The 15,672-nt window shown below is 63.7% G+C and carries 12 protein-coding genes; 2 read left to right on the forward strand and 10 right to left on the reverse strand.

The genetic code is table 11. The annotated features are described in order from the left end of the window. Window positions 1–15 precede the first annotated feature (15 nt). From H4F90_RS11830 to H4F90_RS11840, 3 genes are all read right to left on the reverse strand, one after another. Window positions 16–1,248, reverse strand: a complete 1,233-nt coding sequence (locus H4F90_RS11830) for a type II secretion system F family protein (protein ID WP_182664825.1) — start codon at window positions 1,246–1,248, stop codon at window positions 16–18. A gap of 13 nt (window positions 1,249–1,261) precedes the next feature. Beyond that, entirely contained in the window at window positions 1,262–2,992 is a 1,731-nt protein-coding gene (gene pilB / locus H4F90_RS11835) for a type IV-A pilus assembly ATPase PilB (RefSeq protein ID WP_182664827.1), read from the reverse strand. A gap of 480 nt (window positions 2,993–3,472) precedes the next feature. Then, on the reverse strand, window positions 3,473–4,954 hold the full coding sequence (locus H4F90_RS11840) for a hypothetical protein (protein ID WP_182664829.1): 1,482 nt from the start codon (window positions 4,952–4,954) through the stop codon (window positions 3,473–3,475). A 516-nt stretch (window positions 4,955–5,470) separates the two neighbouring features. Here H4F90_RS11840 and H4F90_RS11845 point away from each other — a divergent pair. Continuing rightward, window positions 5,471–7,177, forward strand: a complete 1,707-nt coding sequence (locus H4F90_RS11845; RefSeq protein WP_182664831.1) for a hypothetical protein — start codon at window positions 5,471–5,473, stop codon at window positions 7,175–7,177. 94 nt (window positions 7,178–7,271) lie between these two features. On the opposite strand, the gene H4F90_RS11850 is transcribed toward H4F90_RS11845, so the two are convergent. Both H4F90_RS11850 and H4F90_RS11855 read right to left on the reverse strand, forming a co-directional pair. After that, entirely contained in the window at window positions 7,272–8,273 is a 1,002-nt protein-coding gene (locus H4F90_RS11850) for a hypothetical protein (RefSeq protein ID WP_182664833.1), read from the reverse strand. Window positions 8,274–8,289: 16 nt separating this feature from the next. Then, window positions 8,290–8,724, reverse strand: a complete 435-nt coding sequence (locus tag H4F90_RS11855) for a hypothetical protein (protein WP_182664835.1) — start codon at window positions 8,722–8,724, stop codon at window positions 8,290–8,292. A 259-nt stretch (window positions 8,725–8,983) separates the two neighbouring features. Between H4F90_RS11855 and H4F90_RS11860 the strand changes: the two genes are divergently transcribed. Next, the gene (locus H4F90_RS11860) at window positions 8,984–9,487 is read left to right on the forward strand and encodes a hypothetical protein (RefSeq protein WP_182664836.1); all 504 of its coding nucleotides are present in this window, start codon (window positions 8,984–8,986) and stop codon (window positions 9,485–9,487) included. A gap of 85 nt (window positions 9,488–9,572) precedes the next feature. Here H4F90_RS11860 and qatD read toward each other — a convergent pair whose 3' ends face one another. The 5 genes from qatD to H4F90_RS15650 form a co-directional block, all read right to left on the reverse strand. Next, window positions 9,573–10,307, reverse strand: coding sequence for a Qat anti-phage system TatD family nuclease QatD (qatD, locus tag H4F90_RS11865; RefSeq protein WP_182664838.1), 735 nt, complete (start codon window positions 10,305–10,307; stop codon window positions 9,573–9,575). Continuing rightward, on the reverse strand, window positions 10,307–11,572 hold the full coding sequence (qatC, locus tag H4F90_RS11870) for a Qat anti-phage system QueC-like protein QatC (protein ID WP_182664840.1): 1,266 nt from the start codon (window positions 11,570–11,572) through the stop codon (window positions 10,307–10,309). Before qatC ends, qatD begins: the two co-directional genes overlap by 1 nt. Further along, window positions 11,569–12,417, reverse strand: coding sequence for a Qat anti-phage system associated protein QatB (gene qatB / locus H4F90_RS11875; RefSeq protein WP_182664842.1), 849 nt, complete (start codon window positions 12,415–12,417; stop codon window positions 11,569–11,571). The genes qatC and qatB overlap by 4 nt, the downstream gene beginning before the upstream one ends. Beyond that, window positions 12,417–14,300: a KAP family P-loop NTPase fold protein gene (locus H4F90_RS11880; RefSeq protein ID WP_182664844.1), complete on the reverse strand. Its 1,884-nt coding sequence runs from the start codon at window positions 14,298–14,300 to the stop codon at window positions 12,417–12,419. The genes qatB and H4F90_RS11880 overlap by 1 nt, the downstream gene beginning before the upstream one ends. A gap of 234 nt (window positions 14,301–14,534) precedes the next feature. Next, entirely contained in the window at window positions 14,535–15,644 is a 1,110-nt protein-coding gene (locus H4F90_RS15650; protein ID WP_328700917.1) for a Wadjet anti-phage system protein JetD domain-containing protein, read from the reverse strand. Window positions 15,645–15,672: the final 28 nt, after the last annotated feature.

The following is a 15,672-nucleotide window of genomic DNA, read 5'->3' on the forward strand; positions in this document are numbered from 1 at the left end:
CGGAACGGTGAGGGGTCAGACCACCTGACCCAGCTTGAAGATCGGCAGGTACATCGCGACAACGATGCCACCGATGATCGTACCCAGCACGACGATGATCACCGGTTCCAGCAGGCTGGACAGGGCCTTGACGGCCTCGTCGACCTCCTGCTCGTAGAACTCGGCAGCCTTGCCGAGCATGTGGTCGAGCGAGCCGGCTTCCTCGCCGATCGCACTCATCTGCAGCACCATCACCGGGAACACGCCGGTGGCGTGCATGGCCGGCGTCAGGGCGGTGCCGGCGGCCACCTCGCGCTGGATCTGCTGCGTGGCCTCGCGGTAGACGGCATTGCCCGAGGCACCACCGACCGAGTCCAGCGCCTCCACCAGGGGCACACCGGCCGCGAACATGGTCGAGAGCGTGCGCGTCCAGCGCGCGATGACCGATTTGTTGATCAGCGGCCCGAAGATCGGCAGCTTCAGCATCAGACGGTCCATGACCCGCTGCATGGCCGGCGAACGCTTCCAGCTCTGCAGGAAGAAATAGCTGCCCAAGCCCAGCGTCCCGAAGATCAGGTACCAGGATTCGACGAAGACATCGGACATCGCCATCACGGCCAGCGTCGGTGCCGGCAGGTCGGCGCCGAAGTTGCCGAAGACCTCTTTGAAGGCCGGAATCACGAAGATCATGATCACCGCCACCACCACGAAGGCCACCAGCAGCACGGCCAGTGGATAGACCAGCGCCGACTTGATCTTGGCCTGCAGGGCGAGTGTCTTCTCCTGGTAGTGCGCCAGGCGGTCCATCAGGGTGTCGAGGATGCCTGCGGCCTCGCCGGCCTCGACCAGATTGCAGTACAGCGCGTCGAAGTGCATCGGATGCTTGCGGAAGGCATCCGACAGGCTGGTGCCGGTCTCGATGTCGGCCTTCAGGTCGGCCAGCAGCTTGCCGACCCGGGGCTTGGCGCTGCCGCGGCCGACGATCTCGAAGCTCTGCAGCAGCGGCACACCCGCGCGCATCATCGTGGCGATCTGGCGGGTGAAGATCGCGATGTCCTTGGCCTTGATGCGGCCGCCCTGTGGGCTGCGCCGCCGCCGCAGTTTCTGCACCAGGATGCCCTGGCGCCGCAGGCTGACCTGCACGGCCATGTCGCCGATCGCGCGCATCTCGCCGCGTACCAGCTTGCCGCTGCGGTCGCGGCCTTCCCATTCGTAGAGGTGGTCCCGCTCCGCAGACTTGCGGGGGGCCGGGCGGGCAAGGGGGCGCATCGCGGCAGACCGGCTATTCGTTGGTGACCGAGATCACTTCCTCCAGGGTCGTGACTCCGGCGCGGACCTTCAGCAATCCCGACTGACGCAGGTCGCGCACGCCTTCCTTCTGGGCCTGGCGGGCGATGTCCTGCGCATGGCCGTGAGCGAGGATGATCTTCTGGATCTCGTCTGAGATCGGCATGACTTGATAGATGCCGGTGCGACCCTTGTAGCCATTCGTGCAGGCTGCACAGCCGACCGCCCGATAGGGCCGCCAGCGCCCGTCGAGTTCCGTCTCGCGGAAGCCCGCGCGCAGCAGGGCCTCACGCGGGTAGTCGGCCGGCGCCTTGCACTGTTCGCAGAGCTTGCGGGCCAGGCGCTGCGCGGTGATCAGGATCACGCTGGACGCGATGTTGAAGGGCGCCACGCCCATGTTCAGCAGCCGGCTCAACGTCGTCGGTGCGTCGTTGGTGTGCAGCGTGCTCATCACCATGTGGCCGGTCTGCGCGGCCTTGATCGCGATGTCGGCGGTTTCCAGGTCGCGGATTTCGCCGACCATGATGATGTCCGGGTCCTGGCGCAGGAAGGCACGCAGCGCCACGGCGAAGTTCATCCCCGCCTTCTCGTTGACATTGACCTGGTTCACGCCCGGCAGGTTGATCTCGGCCGGATCTTCGACGGTCGAGATGTTCACGCCTGGCTGGTTCAGCAGGTTCAGGCAGGTGTAGAGCGAGACCGTCTTGCCCGAGCCCGTCGGTCCGGTGACCAGCACCATGCCGTAGGGCCGGCGGATCGCGGCCAGCAGGCGCTCGCGCTCGTCGGCTTCGTAGCCCAGCGCCTCGATGCCGAGCTTGGCACTGGACGAGTCCAGGATGCGGATGACGATCTTCTCGCCGAACAGCGTCGGCAGCGTGCTGACGCGAAAGTCGATGGCCTTGCGACCGAACTTCAGCTTCATCCGGCCGTCCTGCGGCACGCGGCGCTCGGCGATGTCGAGCCGGCTGATGACCTTGATGCGCGAGGCCAGCTTGTCCTTGATGGCCAGCGGTGGCTGGGTGATCTCGCGCAGCTCGCCGTCGATGCGGAAGCGCACGCGGTAGTTGGTCTCGAAGGGCTCGAAGTGCAGGTCCGAGGCCCGTGCATTGACCGCATCGATCAGCATCTTCTGCAGGAAGCGCACGACGGGCGCGTCCTCCACCTCGCTGCTGGTCTCGGAGGCCTCGGGCCCGGGGCGCTCCTCGGCGATGTCAAATTCGATCTCGCCGACGGTCAGTGCGTCGATGGCCTCGTTGGCGCTGGTGGTCTGGTGCTCGATCAGGCGCAGCAGCTTGTCGTGCTCGACGATCACCCATTCGGGCAGCAGCTGGGTGGCGAACTTGATGCGCTCGGCGGCTTCCTGGCTGGTCGGGTCGGCGGCTGCGATGAACAGGCGGTTGCCGCGGCGGCTCAGCACCGCCACCTGGTACTGCGTGCTCAGTCGGGTGTCCAGCACCTGCTTCGGCAGCTTCTGCGCATCGACCGCATCCAGGTCGAGCAGCGGGATCGCCAGGGTCATCGCAAGCGTGTGCGCGATGTCGGAAGCACTGATCGCGCCCTGGGCGATCGCGGTGGCGACGAAGCCCTGGTTCTGCTCGCGCGCCATGCGGACCAAATGCTCGGCCTGTGCGGAAGTCAGGCGTCCGGCATGCACGAGCACGCGGGCGGCACCGGACAGCATGCTGCGCGCAGCTTCGGCCGCGGCGGGAGCGGGGGAGGGAACCATGGCGTGTCGATCATCGGCCTGGACCCTCTGGGTGTAAGGCCGGAACAACGCGGCTGCATTCCCCCTGCTTGGCGGCTTGGCGAGCGCCTCGCGAAAGGGCGCTGCGCAACAAGGGCACTGCGCCTGGATGCAGGTGGAGGACGAAGGGGGCTTGGTCTCGTGCCGCAACCTTCACAGACCGCGGGCACACGACTTCCTCAAGCAGGCGATGGATCGACCTGTTCGGGAACGCGTCGAAAATATGGTCGGGGTGAGAGGATTCGAACCTCCGGCCTCTACGTCCCGAAAAACAAGCTGCGGCTCCAGGAGCCCGGGCCCGGCGGGCCTGCCCTAGAAGAATCAACAGCTTAGCACACCCCTTCCATCGCTTTCCACCCGTTTCCACCCCCTTCCATTCGCTGGATTTGGCACAGATTTGGCACAGAAAATTTAGCCCGAACACGCCTGTTCTGAGCTTCCGTTCTTCGTCAAATCAAGGACTTATACGCGCGGAGGTCTCGGGCCAACTTTGTCGATGTTCAGCGCGAGGAGCTGGGCCCATCCCTCGGCAGAGCCCTGGCGCTCGGCACCCGGAGTCCGCCGGACCTCCCAGTAGCCCTTCCAGTACGCCGCCAACTCGCGCTCGGCGGCCTGCACTCCGGGCTCGGCAAGGAAGGACTGGCAAGCCTTGCGCAGGCCAGGCAGGATGCAGTAGCTCGGCCAGGCCAGCTCGGCGAAGGTCGCCATGTCCGACCGCACAAGCCGGTAGCCTGATTCACCCTCAGGCAAGGCCTTGTTGTCGTTGAGCAGGAAGGCGCGCAGCACCGGCAGCGTGAAAAGCGCCGTGGCCAGCTCGCGCCGAAACTCATCCGGCTTGTCCTCGGCAAAGGCGACGAACGCCCGTGTTGCCGCCGCTGTCAGGCCAGGCTCGTTCGAGATGGCCTTGAGCGAGCGCCGGGTAGCTGCCACCTCGCCCTGTTCCAGCAACAGGAAGGGCAGTGCGTAGCGCACGCCCAGGTTGTCACCGGGATTGAGCCGCAGCATCTTGCGCGCCACCTTCGCGGCGGCGTCGCTGGCACCCCGGTCATGATGCAACTGCATCTGCAGCCACAGCAGCCGGTGATAGAACCTGTTGCCCAGGTGACCCCAGAGGATGCGTCCTTTGAAGCCCTTGGGTATCAGTGCCTCGGCCTGGCGCACCGCCGCGTTGGCGGTGGTCAGCGCCTGCGGCTCGCCGGCTTCCTTCTGCATCCAGGCCAAAGCCAGGCCAGCCTGCAGGAAGCCGGGCTGCATGGCCATGGTGGCCTCGACCCAGCTGCGGGCGCGCTTCTTCTGTGCCTTGGTGAACCCGTCGTAGCCCTGCCAGTTGTCGTCGAGCTGTTCAACCAACTGGCGGCAGGCGGGGCTTTCCTCGAAGCAGCCGCCCAGGCCGCCCTCAGCATCCTGTTCGTGCACGGCGAATCGGTACAGCGGTGCATTGGCGTCCAGCGGGCTGCGCTGCCGCACCTCGCGCCAGCTTCGACCAGCGCACAGCCCGGCGGACACTTGGTCCAGCACCTTCTGCTTGGGTGCGTCGGTCAGCATGGCCAGCGTCTCACCCAATGCCTCGAACGCATCCAGCTGTGCGGAAGGCATCGTGACTTCGGCCTCTGCCCTGGCCGCGAGTACGACGGCAGTACTCAGCGCATCCAGCCAGCCCGCAGGCAGTGGCCCAGGTGCGAAGTCCGCAGCTCGGCCCAAGTGGGCGCTCAGGTGGTGCCAGGACGGAAACCGCAGCGCCTGCGCCATCGCGTCCAACGCGCGGCTGTGCGGAATGTCGGCCGCCTTGGCCAGCAGCTTGGCGGCGAACTTGATGCGCGCATCCAACCGTTCGACCTGCTCTACCGGCTCCCGGTTGAACCAGAAGGCCTCGGCGGCGAGGTCGAGGGCATGGGCAGCCCGGTCGAACGCCGGACTCGGGGTGTACTTGGGTGCTTCAGACACGGGCTCTCCCGGCAGGCTCAAGGCAGACGGTCCGCTCGCCCAGCGCCTGCGAAGAGGTGTCTGGTCGGTCAATTCACTTGGTGATGTCGCTGGGGCTGCTTCTCCGATGCGGACGGAAGGCGCGCGACAGGCACCAGCCTGCAGGGTACACGATGCGCCGCCATGGCTCGAGCTGGCCCTGGATGGCGAGCCGCGCAGCCGGCTGGAGAACAACTTTTTCGAAGCCGCCCCTAAAGCTGGCAGTGTTCGTGCCGACAACAGTCAGTGGTGGTCCCTTCACCGGGATTGCTGCTGCCGTTCTTTCACAACCTGACCTTCAAAACACTCCAACGAGTCGTACGTTGGGGGAGAGCTTGCGTCTGGGCCTTCATCGGCTCAGGTGCGGTGCGTCCCGGTTAGTGCTTCGTGCCGCCGAAAGGCGGCCGACCCGCGGAGGGTCCGTCCCGCAAGGGACATCCATCCCCATTAACCCGACCCACGTCCGCTGGACGGGGGCTACGAAAAACAGGACCTCAAATGAAGAACATTCTCAGCACCAACGGCACTCCCCTGACCCAAAGCAGCACGACCACCCCGGGTGGTTACGTGCCGCTGGGCGTGAGCGGCAAGAAGTTCACTGTGCTCTCGCTCCTGGATAACAAGGTCCATCACCTCAGTCCGTCGGACCTCAAGGAGATGGAACTCAAGTCCGTTTGTGGTGCGCTGTGGTGCGACGAGAACTACAGCGTGTACGACGCCAAGAAGAAGACCAGCGCGTTCAACTATCGCTGGTTGGCCAACGACATCATGGCCGAATGCCAGGCACTGGGGCCGTACTCCGAGCAATCGGAACGTGGCACCGGTGTGTGGCAGTTGGACGAGACGCGCCTCATCGTCAACGGCAGTCAGCTGTGGACGTCGGACGGGACCGTGTTGCAGCATGGCGTTCACGATGGTCGGGTCTACCCGGCCGTCGGGGAGGTTGAGTTCGACATGGGCACCGAGCCGGCGACAGATGGCGAGGTGCGATTGGTCTCGAAGCTCTTCGGTTCACTGAACTGGGTGCATCCCATGGCGGAAACCATTCTCTTGGCCTGGGTGTTCGTCGCGGTGGTCGGACCGGCATTGCGCCGCCGGCCACACGTTCGCGTGACCGGTCCGCGCGGTTGCGGCAAGTCAACAGTCCTTGACGTTCTCAAGGCGCTGCTGGGAGTCCTGTACAGGGGATTCACCACACCTCCGACTGAAGCTGGCCTTCGCCAGACGCTGGCGGAGCGGTATTGCTGCTGTGCCATCGACGAATTCGAATACGACCCCACCGTAAGTCATCACAAGGCGGCACTCGTGCTGGCGCGTGGCGCTTACAGCATGGGGGAAGAGGACGAAGGAATCGCGCGTGGAACGGTCTCTGGTACCCCCATGAAGTTCCGGGTGACATCACCCATGCTGACGGCGGGCATCCAGCCCGGTCAGCTCGAAGCAGCTGACGCCTCCCGCTGGGTGGTGTTGGAAGCGAAGGAGCTGGCAGGGGCAGCGACGACACCCATCAACCCGCAGGCCTTGGCCGAAGTCCGAGCAATCGGGCCGAAGCTGAAGCGTCTCGCGGTCAGCCGTTGGGGTGTATTCCAGGCGAGCCTGGTGGTGGTGCAGCAACGCATCATTGCCAGTGGCGGTGATAGCCGTATGGCTGACACCGTCGGCACACTGCTTGCAGCCTACTGGGCAATGGTGTCTGCCATTCCGGCAACGGAGGCGGACGCTGACGTGCTGGTGGAGATGTACGGTGTCAAGTCTCAAGTCGATGAACACAAGGTCAGCGACGAAGAGATGTGCTTGGAAGCGTTGACCAGCAAGGTCGTTCGGTTCAATGTGACCGTGGACGACGTGCTGGTGACCCGCCAGCTGTCCATCGGGCAGGCGGTCGAGGCGGTCTGCAAGGACCCCACGAATCAGCCCGATATCGTCATGCGTTTGGCCCAGATGGGTCTGCGCGTGGCGTGTGTCAAGGGCAGTTGGCTGCTGTACGTTGCAAACTCACCGGTGCACCAGGAGCTCCGCAAGGTGTTCAATGGAACGAAGTGGGCAGCGGGCGGGTGGTCGCTGATTCTGAGGCGGCTGCCGGGGGGTGAAGAGCGCACCCAACGCATCGGGGCGGGTTTCCGTCCCTCGAAGGTCACGGTGATTCCGGTCCCGCAGCATCTGCTGCCACCGGAAGGAGAGGACGAACTGCCGCTGGCGGCGTGAGTTGCCAGCTGAAGGGGGCGGGCCTGAAAGGGTCCGCCCTTTTCTTTTTCTCGCTGGCGTTACCCTGGTTACCTCTTTGGAGGGATAGAGAGGGTCAGTGCTGGTAGCGCGAGATGGCCGGCCAATCAAGCTCTGCGGCCGGGTCTGCCAGGCGCTCATGATGTCGGTGGAGCGCGACCTCAACCTGCGCATCCACCGCATCGCGACAGGCGAGGTACCAGCGTGCGAATGTCCCGAACACGGCGTCGCGCTGCCACACGTCTTCCGGATACCGTTCCTCGGAGAGAGCAGCCGCCAGCAGCACGCGGAACTCGAGGAACAGGTCGTCCTTGCAGTCGCTTTGGCGGGTCAGTCCGAGCCAGAGGCCGGTCGCCGCCGACGCGTTGCCGCCCTTGGAAAAGTGCCGAGTCAGGAGGAGTTGAACGGCCTGCGACGTGCTCATGAACATCCCGGGGCCAGGGATGGCGGCCAGTGGCAGCAGGTACAGGTCGTCCTGCTTGTAGGCGCGCGCCCAGGCTCCGTACATCAGCGATGCCAAACGCAACCACTCGGCCGGCATGAGCCCGGCGTGGTCCTTCCTGGCTTGCGCCACCTGCAGCACTTCGTCGAACGACAGGTCGCCCTTGACGCGGTTGACCTGTTGGGTCAGCGCGCAGATGTTGCCGGCCCGATAGGTGACCTCGTTGACGAGTCGGTCCAGGGAAGGGTTGCGCTCTGAACTTCCAGACTTCAGTCGAAAGCGCTTACGCTGGACGGGACATTGAGCCACGGTGATGCGCTGCAAGAACTCGATGGTGACTGCTGAGTCGACCACCATTCCTCGCCTCAGGGCGCTGAGGCGAAGGCTGAGTAGCTTGCTTTCGAAGTACGACGGCTTCTTCTCCGGTCCGCGATAGTTGTCGAAAGCGTCCTGGTACGCCGTTGGCAGTTTGGGGACGATGCGGAATCCGGCCGCAGCTGACTCACGCCCAATTGCAATGCACTCTGCATTGAAGGCCGCGGCTTCGTCGCACTGCACTGCCGGGCGACAGACCGACTCTTCGGCATCGGCCCGTTGCCTGTCGTCGGCCGTCTCCGGCACATGGGGGTTTCGCACCGTGGGCAGGCCCGGCTTAGGCAGCGACCTTCTTGGCACCCTTCGCCTTGGTGCTCGGCTGTTCCACTCGGTAGTCGCTGATGGGGTCGAACGCCTCATCGTCACCGGCCTCGTGAGGGCACAGGAATCGGAGTATGACGTACTCGGCTTGATTGACTGCCATCAGCATGTACGTGCGCCCGCCCTCGAGGTAGACGCCGAAGGTGGCACCGTCCTCCGGGTTGTTCTCCTCGTTGAAGCGGGGGTCCTGCTGTGCAATCTCGGGGTCACGATTGTGGATGCCCAGAATCTTGGCACCGTGGTCGACCTTGATTCCGCCAGTCGACAGGTCGCCGAATGTGTCGCAGACATCCACAGTCCAGCGTTCGATGTGCTTGCCAGTGAGCTGGTACCAGCCCTTCTTCTTGGGAACGGGTTCGACTTCGGCTCGGATGCCGTTGAACAGAAACATCATTCTGGGGTTGTCCTTCTGGAGTGGCTGAGTACGTCAAGACGACCTGATGCCAGGCCCGGCACGAGGAAGCAACAGCCGCGTGCCGTCTCCGCAGGCTGCGCGTACCCGCGGTGAACTGTCGATATCGGCGTGCCTGAAGGCAACTTGAGGGCGAGTTGCCAAAGTTTGTGAAGAACCTGCCGACATGGCTAAACAGCCCATCTACACGGCAGACCGCCTCCCGGCGCTCATCAACTCCCGACCGAGAATCATCCACATGACAGCCAAGTACAACTGCCTCCCGGGCGCCAGCCACTTCATTCCGTACAGCACTGGGTCCGATGACACATTGCACTTCAGCTACACCGCCTCGTCGATGTACTGCAAGCGCAGGGTTTGCATCGACAACGAGGTCTTTGAGTATGTCGAAGCTCGAAAACTGGACGACGGTTCGAAGGGCGTTCTCGATGCCATGCAGACCGATGACCATCTCGGCCCAGCGTCGCACTTCAGCGGCTTGCGTGGCGATGAGCGGATGAAAGACGCGCTCAATGAAGGGTTGCGTCAGCTCCGATTGGTTGCTGCCGAGCGCTCACGGCTGCGGGAAGAGCTCGGCGGGCAAGAGGTCGACTCGGATGAGCGCGGAGAGGTCGAGGCACAGCTCGAACTCGTCGGTGACGAGGCGTCTGAAGCCGTGACTGCCGTTGAGCAGGCTGTCAACGCTTTCAATCAGGTAAGTGGCTATGACCCTAAGGCCAAATTCATTGGCCTCATCGGATAGTAGGCGGTTCCTGCCCGCACGGATGCGCGGGCGCCATCGGAGGGGGAGCTCTCGCAGGCTGCGGTGTCGCCTGGCGGACGTGACGTCAAATCTCCATGCTCACGCGCAGGCTCGCGCCGTTGCGTGCGAGCAAGCCGGCAACCTCGCCTGCCGGCAGGTTCCAGACCTCAGCCAAGCGCTTCGCTGTTTCAGGAGCACTCCAGGGCATCACTGGTTTCCCACCCACCGTTGCAAACGGGCCATCGCTTTCCGGCACCACCCGGTTATGTGGCATCGCGCTGGCCAAACGCCGACCGTTCTCGGAATCGAACATCGCCGGGCCGATGCTGAACCAGCAACCTCGGTCTTGGGCAGCTCGCAGTTCAGCCTGGTTGCCAGAGAACCAGTGCAAGACTGCCGTTCCGTAGCCCGGATGCGCATCAAGGTCCGCGAGCACATCCTTGACCGCCCGACGGGAATGGATGCTCAAGGTGCGCCCACCCAGTTCCGCACTCCGCGCGATGACGGCACGGAAGATGCGCCGCTGCACCTTGTAGTGAGTCCTAAACCGTGGCGACCCGTCGAGCCCCACCTCCCCTACGGCCTTGACACCCGTCATCTGCTCCAGCAGCAGGTCAAGCTCCGCAGCACGTTCATGGGCAATTTCAGGGTGTAGCCCCGGCGAAATCAGTACGGATGGCGAGGCCGGCAGGGCGCGCGACGTAGCTGCAAAGGCCTTCGGGCTCGTCGTCACCAGCCAAGTGAACTCGTTCCGCTGCGCCGCTTCGCGGTAGACATCCCTCGCCCCTGGGTAGAGGTCAAGGTGGCAGTGAAAGTCCATCAAAGCAGTCCATCCCCTCGAAGCAGCGCCTCAAGTTCACCAAGCCCCGCGTGGAGCACCCGACGATACGCAGGTCGCTCAGTCAGCGAAGAAAAGGCCAAGGTTCCGCCAAGAAAGCGGTCGAGCCCCTTTGACTGGGCCGCCAGTACAGCCAGCGCAGCGGCCATTGGGTCATCCGGCCCGCTCGACTTGTCGGAACCGACCACGGACGGGTGCACATATTCGGTCGTGTCCCGCCCAGGCCCCCAGGCGAGGAACGCCGCCCTGCGAATCATGCAGGGAACGCAGCGCCCGCAGTGCGTCCGGTTGTAGGTCCGGAACCTCCCGCAGCTCGTCGAATCGGACGCGACCGTGCTGAGCAAGGCCTGGTCAGCGCACTCACGGAGCATCTCCCCCTTCGTCTTGAACCGATAGGGAAGCTCCAGCCGCACACCGATGCCGAGTCCATCAAGAAGCGCCTGCAACTCCGCGATGAACATCGGGTGCGTGGTGCGAGTGCTCAGGCTGGCGACTCGGCCGGGCACCAGGGGCGGGTTGATGCAGATGAAGCCGTTCTCCGGGATGAAGACCTCCACCGGCGCATCGGCAATCCTTGATGCTGCCAATACTGCGAACGCGTAGAACGCAAGCGACCGCCCTCGAGTCGAGGGTTCGCGGCGCCCAGAGAAGCTGATGCCGTGGCTCCACTGCATGTGGGTCGCGCCGCCGCCAAGCAACGCGGCGTATCGTCGCTGCCGGTCGGAATCCTCGTGAGCCAGCTGGGACACGAAAACCGGTCGTCGGCCCTCTGACACGAGGTTGATACCGCCGATGAGGCTGTCGAGACCGCCAGACAGGAGGCTGACGCAGTCGTGCGCCAAGGGCTGTGGCCTGCCGTTGGGCGGGGCGACACCACCGTCCACGAAGTTCAGCGTCCAGTAGTCCCCGGTCAGCACCTTCAGCAGGGCCTCGGCGTGACCCTTCCAGGGCGTCCAACGAAGCGGCTCGTGCAAAGCCACAGTCAGCTCAATCGTCCGAGTCCAGCCATCAGCGCTGGTGCTCCTTGGGCAGCAGAGGTCTGCCGCGCACGCGGCCAGGCAGAACTGAACGAAGTCCCAGGTCTGCGCGCTTGGGGCAAAGCCCTTTCGCTTCAACGACCCACGCCAGCCCTTGGCAATGGTTCCAATGCTGGCTCGCTTGGCGCTCTTGAACAGCGTGAAGGCGCGCTCGCCCTCGGGCAGGGTTGCCGGCAGATGGTCAACAGAAGTGCATAGCACCTTCATCATGATGCGAACACCTCCAAGGTCGACTTCAGCACCTCATGGGCGAGGCTCTTGGGGTCGAGTCCAGCAGACCCGTGGCGCTCCATCACGACACGCACTTCTGACTGCACATACTCCTTGACGTCCTGCCGGTACAACTGAATCTGCTGGGGGTCGTACTTCAGCTTCTCGTACGCCTGCCCGAGTTGATGGTCCATTCGATTGCAGACATCGTTGGCGATAGTGATGGCCATGACGTCGTGAATCTGCGCGTCGGTTAGATTGAAGATGTCGATGTCGGGGTTGAGTTCGTAGAGTTGCCCCAGAGCATCGGCAGCAGCGTTGCGCAGTGATTCGTCATCAATGCTCCCTGTGCTCGGCATGACCTCCTTGACCAACTCCACGATGAGGTCGTCCGCGGCCATGTTCGACTGGCGGGCATGGCTTACCCAGTCAGCGACACGTGGGTCCGACCCGTCACGGGCAGAGGCCAAGAAGTGGCCAAGGGCACCAGCTCCTTGCGACGTGCCTCGCATGGTCGAAGCTGCCCTGCTCGACCCACCCATCCCACGGGTGACCATGCTCTTCGCCGCTGCGCGCAACGACGGGCGACCACCCCCAGCGAGGTAGGCGGACATCTTGGTTCGTGCGTCGGCAAACCGCCGGCTCGGCGCAAAGTCCCCGTCAACCACGCCCTCCGCGCCACCATCCACCTGACCGTCGATGCCGCCTTCGCCGCTGGAGTCACCATCAACAGCAGAAGCGCCATCGTCGCCAGCGGCAGTTCCTGCTGCCCCGGATGACGTCAGCCATTCGGGGTCGAAGGGTGAGCCAGCCTTCCCGCCAGAGCTTGAAGTTGAGGTTCCCATTACTTCGCCTTCTTCTTGGCCTGAATGGCATTCTTGGCAGTCTTGTCGAGAGCCGAGCTTGCTTCCCAAGCATCCAAGATGGGCCGTGCCCAGCTCTGTTCGTACAGCGAAGGGATGATTCCGGGCCCAATCTTGGCGACGGGAGCCGCCTTTAGTAGCTCACTCGCCTGGACAGCCAGCTCCGGGAAAACCTTGCAAGGCTCGATGAGTGTGGTGACATCTTCGGCCAAGCGCCAGGTTCGCTTACCAGCCCGCAACTGCCAAGCCCTCGCCATCGCCATCCCAGCCTGCGCGGCATCGACCGCCTTAATGGCTGCAGTCAGCGGCGCGTTGGAGGCCGTGGCGACAACCAAAGCGTCCCGCAATGCACGACCTGCGGCCGTCATGTTGTCCGCGCCGAACTCCCGAGTTGCAGTGTCCCGGCTCAGGTGCAGCAAGGGACGCAGGTCCATTTCTCCGAGGGCTGGTTTCAGTTGGAGCCACTCACGCGCGAAGGCCTCATCGTTGACCTTGAACGGGTCTGGGAGCGCCTTGGAGGGGTCCTTGGCGACTTCTTCCGCAGCCTGAAGTGCAGGTACGCGACCGTCCGACCCGGACGTCACAAGGGCAGCCAGGGCGTTCGCCAGAGGCTCGTTGCATCGCTCAACAAGATGCCATTTGGCGAGGGCAGGGATGTCCAGCTTGATGCCCTGAGGCTCAGCCAATGCCGAGCGGAGGTACACCGTGTTCAAGAATCGCTTCATCAAGCGCGGATTGGCCTTCACACTGGATGTGGTCAGCAGCGGCGCCAAGCCCTCGGCCAGCTCCATCAGGGCAACCATCGGTGTGTTCTCCAAGCCAGCCTGCGCCTGCAGGAATTCGGTCGACACGGCGTCACCGCGCCAACTGGTTTGCAGTCGCTCCGGGATGGCCTTCTTGGCAGCGTTGAACTTCTGCTCGTCAAAAATTCCATCTGCGTGCGCCCGCTCCATGAGCAGGAGCGCCAAGTAGGCCTTCGCCTCGTTGGTGCCGAGCCTTGGAACATGCAAGGGCACCTGTATGAGCTTGTCGAAGTAGTTCGTCTCGACCTCCCCCGATATGCCCGTACCCTCGAAGTGCACGCGCACCGCACCTTTTATGAACTCGTTGTCCGCTGCTATGACGAAGGCGCTGCGCTTGAGGAACAGGAGCAGGCGTATCGACTCCAGGGTCGAGATGGCGGTCTTGGGAAGACAACGGTCCAAGTCATCCACGAAGACAACAAGCGTGACCTTCAGCTCATCAAGCAGCTCCTCGAGAGCATCACGGAACGCTTGAATCTCGCTTGGCAGCGACACTGGCTCCGCTGGCTTGAGTAAGGCATCGCCCTTCTCCTTGCCGGCTATTTCCTTGTCCTCGTCATCATCGGCCTCGTCCGGGTCGTCGGCATCGTCCTTGCCGCCGAGCCCGAAGAATCCGCCAACCTTCATGATGGCCGAGCCGATGCTGCCGACGGGAACCCCCGTGTAGAGCGTCGCTGCAGCTTCGCCACCCAACTGGGCCAGTCGAAGCAGGTTGATGCGCTTCAGTACCTTCTTGGCCTTCTTTAGCAGGGTCTCATCCTTCGCCGCAAGGCGAAGTACCTCGTCTCCCACGAGCTGAAGTAGAGCACTCCGAGCACCCTCGAAATCCTGGTACAGCCACGGGTTGAACGTCACGACGACGTAGGTGTTCTTCCCCGGCGTGTCGGCATTCTTCAGCCGCCCCTCAATCATGCGCACCAATGAAGTCTTCCCTACACCCCAACCACCGGAGATGCCGACAGAGATGGGAGTCCCCTTGGCTTGCTGCAGGAGCTTTGCGCAGGCGTCAGCGACGACGCCGAAATTCAGATAGTCAACCGTTGTTTCGTTGTCAGACCACATGCTTTGCTCTTCCTCCCATTAGTAGTCGAGCTGAATGCCAAGTTCTGGCCTCCAGCATCATCTGCCCTGTGCCCAGCGCGCCACTTGTCCGGCACCTGCCTATCCGGTATCTCGACCTCCACTGGCCGGGGTCGCTTTGCCAGCACTTCGGCGTGAACTCCACCTGAAAAGTGCCTTGCGAAATCCAGCAGGGCTTGGTTGAGGGCATTCCAACGCACTCGTCCTTCCTGCCAACTACAGTGGCAACTGCTCTTGGTCGACAAAACGACCTGTCGTTCGAAGGGTGGGCAGAAGCTGCCCATCGGTGTACCTGCAACCAGTCGCTTCCAGAGCCTTCTGCCCCTGCTTTTCGGCAGCCTCAGGCGAATGGCCACGACCGTCATTGAGTGCTTCCAGCATCGGCGCGTAGCCAGGCTCCCAAGCAGTCAGGCCCTGGAAGCTGCTCCGCATGGCCGAGAGGATGCGCATACCCGCCCAGTCGAGGTCACCCCAAAAGTACGCCGGCACGGCGACCTTGCCGAACAACCAGGCTTCGAACGCAACCCGGAGGTCCCCACCTAGGGCGCCCTTGCTGGAATAGAACAGCGAACATCCACCGGCGCTACGCAGACGCTGGGCGCTGCCCTTGAAGCCCGATGCGTATACGAGGGCTAGTCCCTCAAACGCACCGCTGGTCGAGCGCACGGCCCGCTCAAAGCTCGCGAGGTTCTCGACGAACAGTATGGCGCGGTACCCGGTAGTAGGCAGGTGCACCTGCAGTTGGATGGGCGACTCCGGGAACGGACAGTCGTCGACGCCCAGCATTGCGGCGACAAGGCCTTGCCGCTTGTCCAGCACCTTGGACATGCCCCAGAAGAGCTGCGAGGACACCTCGCGCAGCAGCATGGGTTTGTCGGCAAACGCCGGGAGCCGGTTCAGCTGATGGACAACTTCGGCCATCGAGTGGTCAGGCATGTCGATGCAGTAGTCGCCGACCGCACGCTTAACCGCTTCGGTCGCTTCCAGTCCCATGTTCACTGCGTCGCGCCAGCGTTCGACGGAACTGCGCGGCCGTTCAGGGCGCCCAACTGCCCGCCGAACGGCCTCCTCGTCGGTGACCGTAACTCGCGGCGAGGACGCGTACCCAGAACGGGACTTGAGTGCCGTTTCCGGCTTGACCTGCAACCAACCCCACTTCGCCATGGCGACGACGTGCTCCCACAGGTCTTCCTTCGCAGACTCCATGGGCGACTTGTAGAGGGCGGGCCACGTGCGCTCCCCCAGCGCTACAGACTGCGCCTTGGCACTACCGCGCTGCTCGGCCGAGTCCAGCCGGTCGACGAGCAGCCCCAGCAGCTCGCGCACCGGAGCGAATTGCAGCCAAAGGGGTGTA

Origin of the sequence: Aquariibacter albus (genome assembly GCF_014145335.1) — a bacterium.
Taxonomy (GTDB): Bacteria; Pseudomonadota; Gammaproteobacteria; order Burkholderiales; family Burkholderiaceae_C; genus Aquariibacter; species Aquariibacter albus.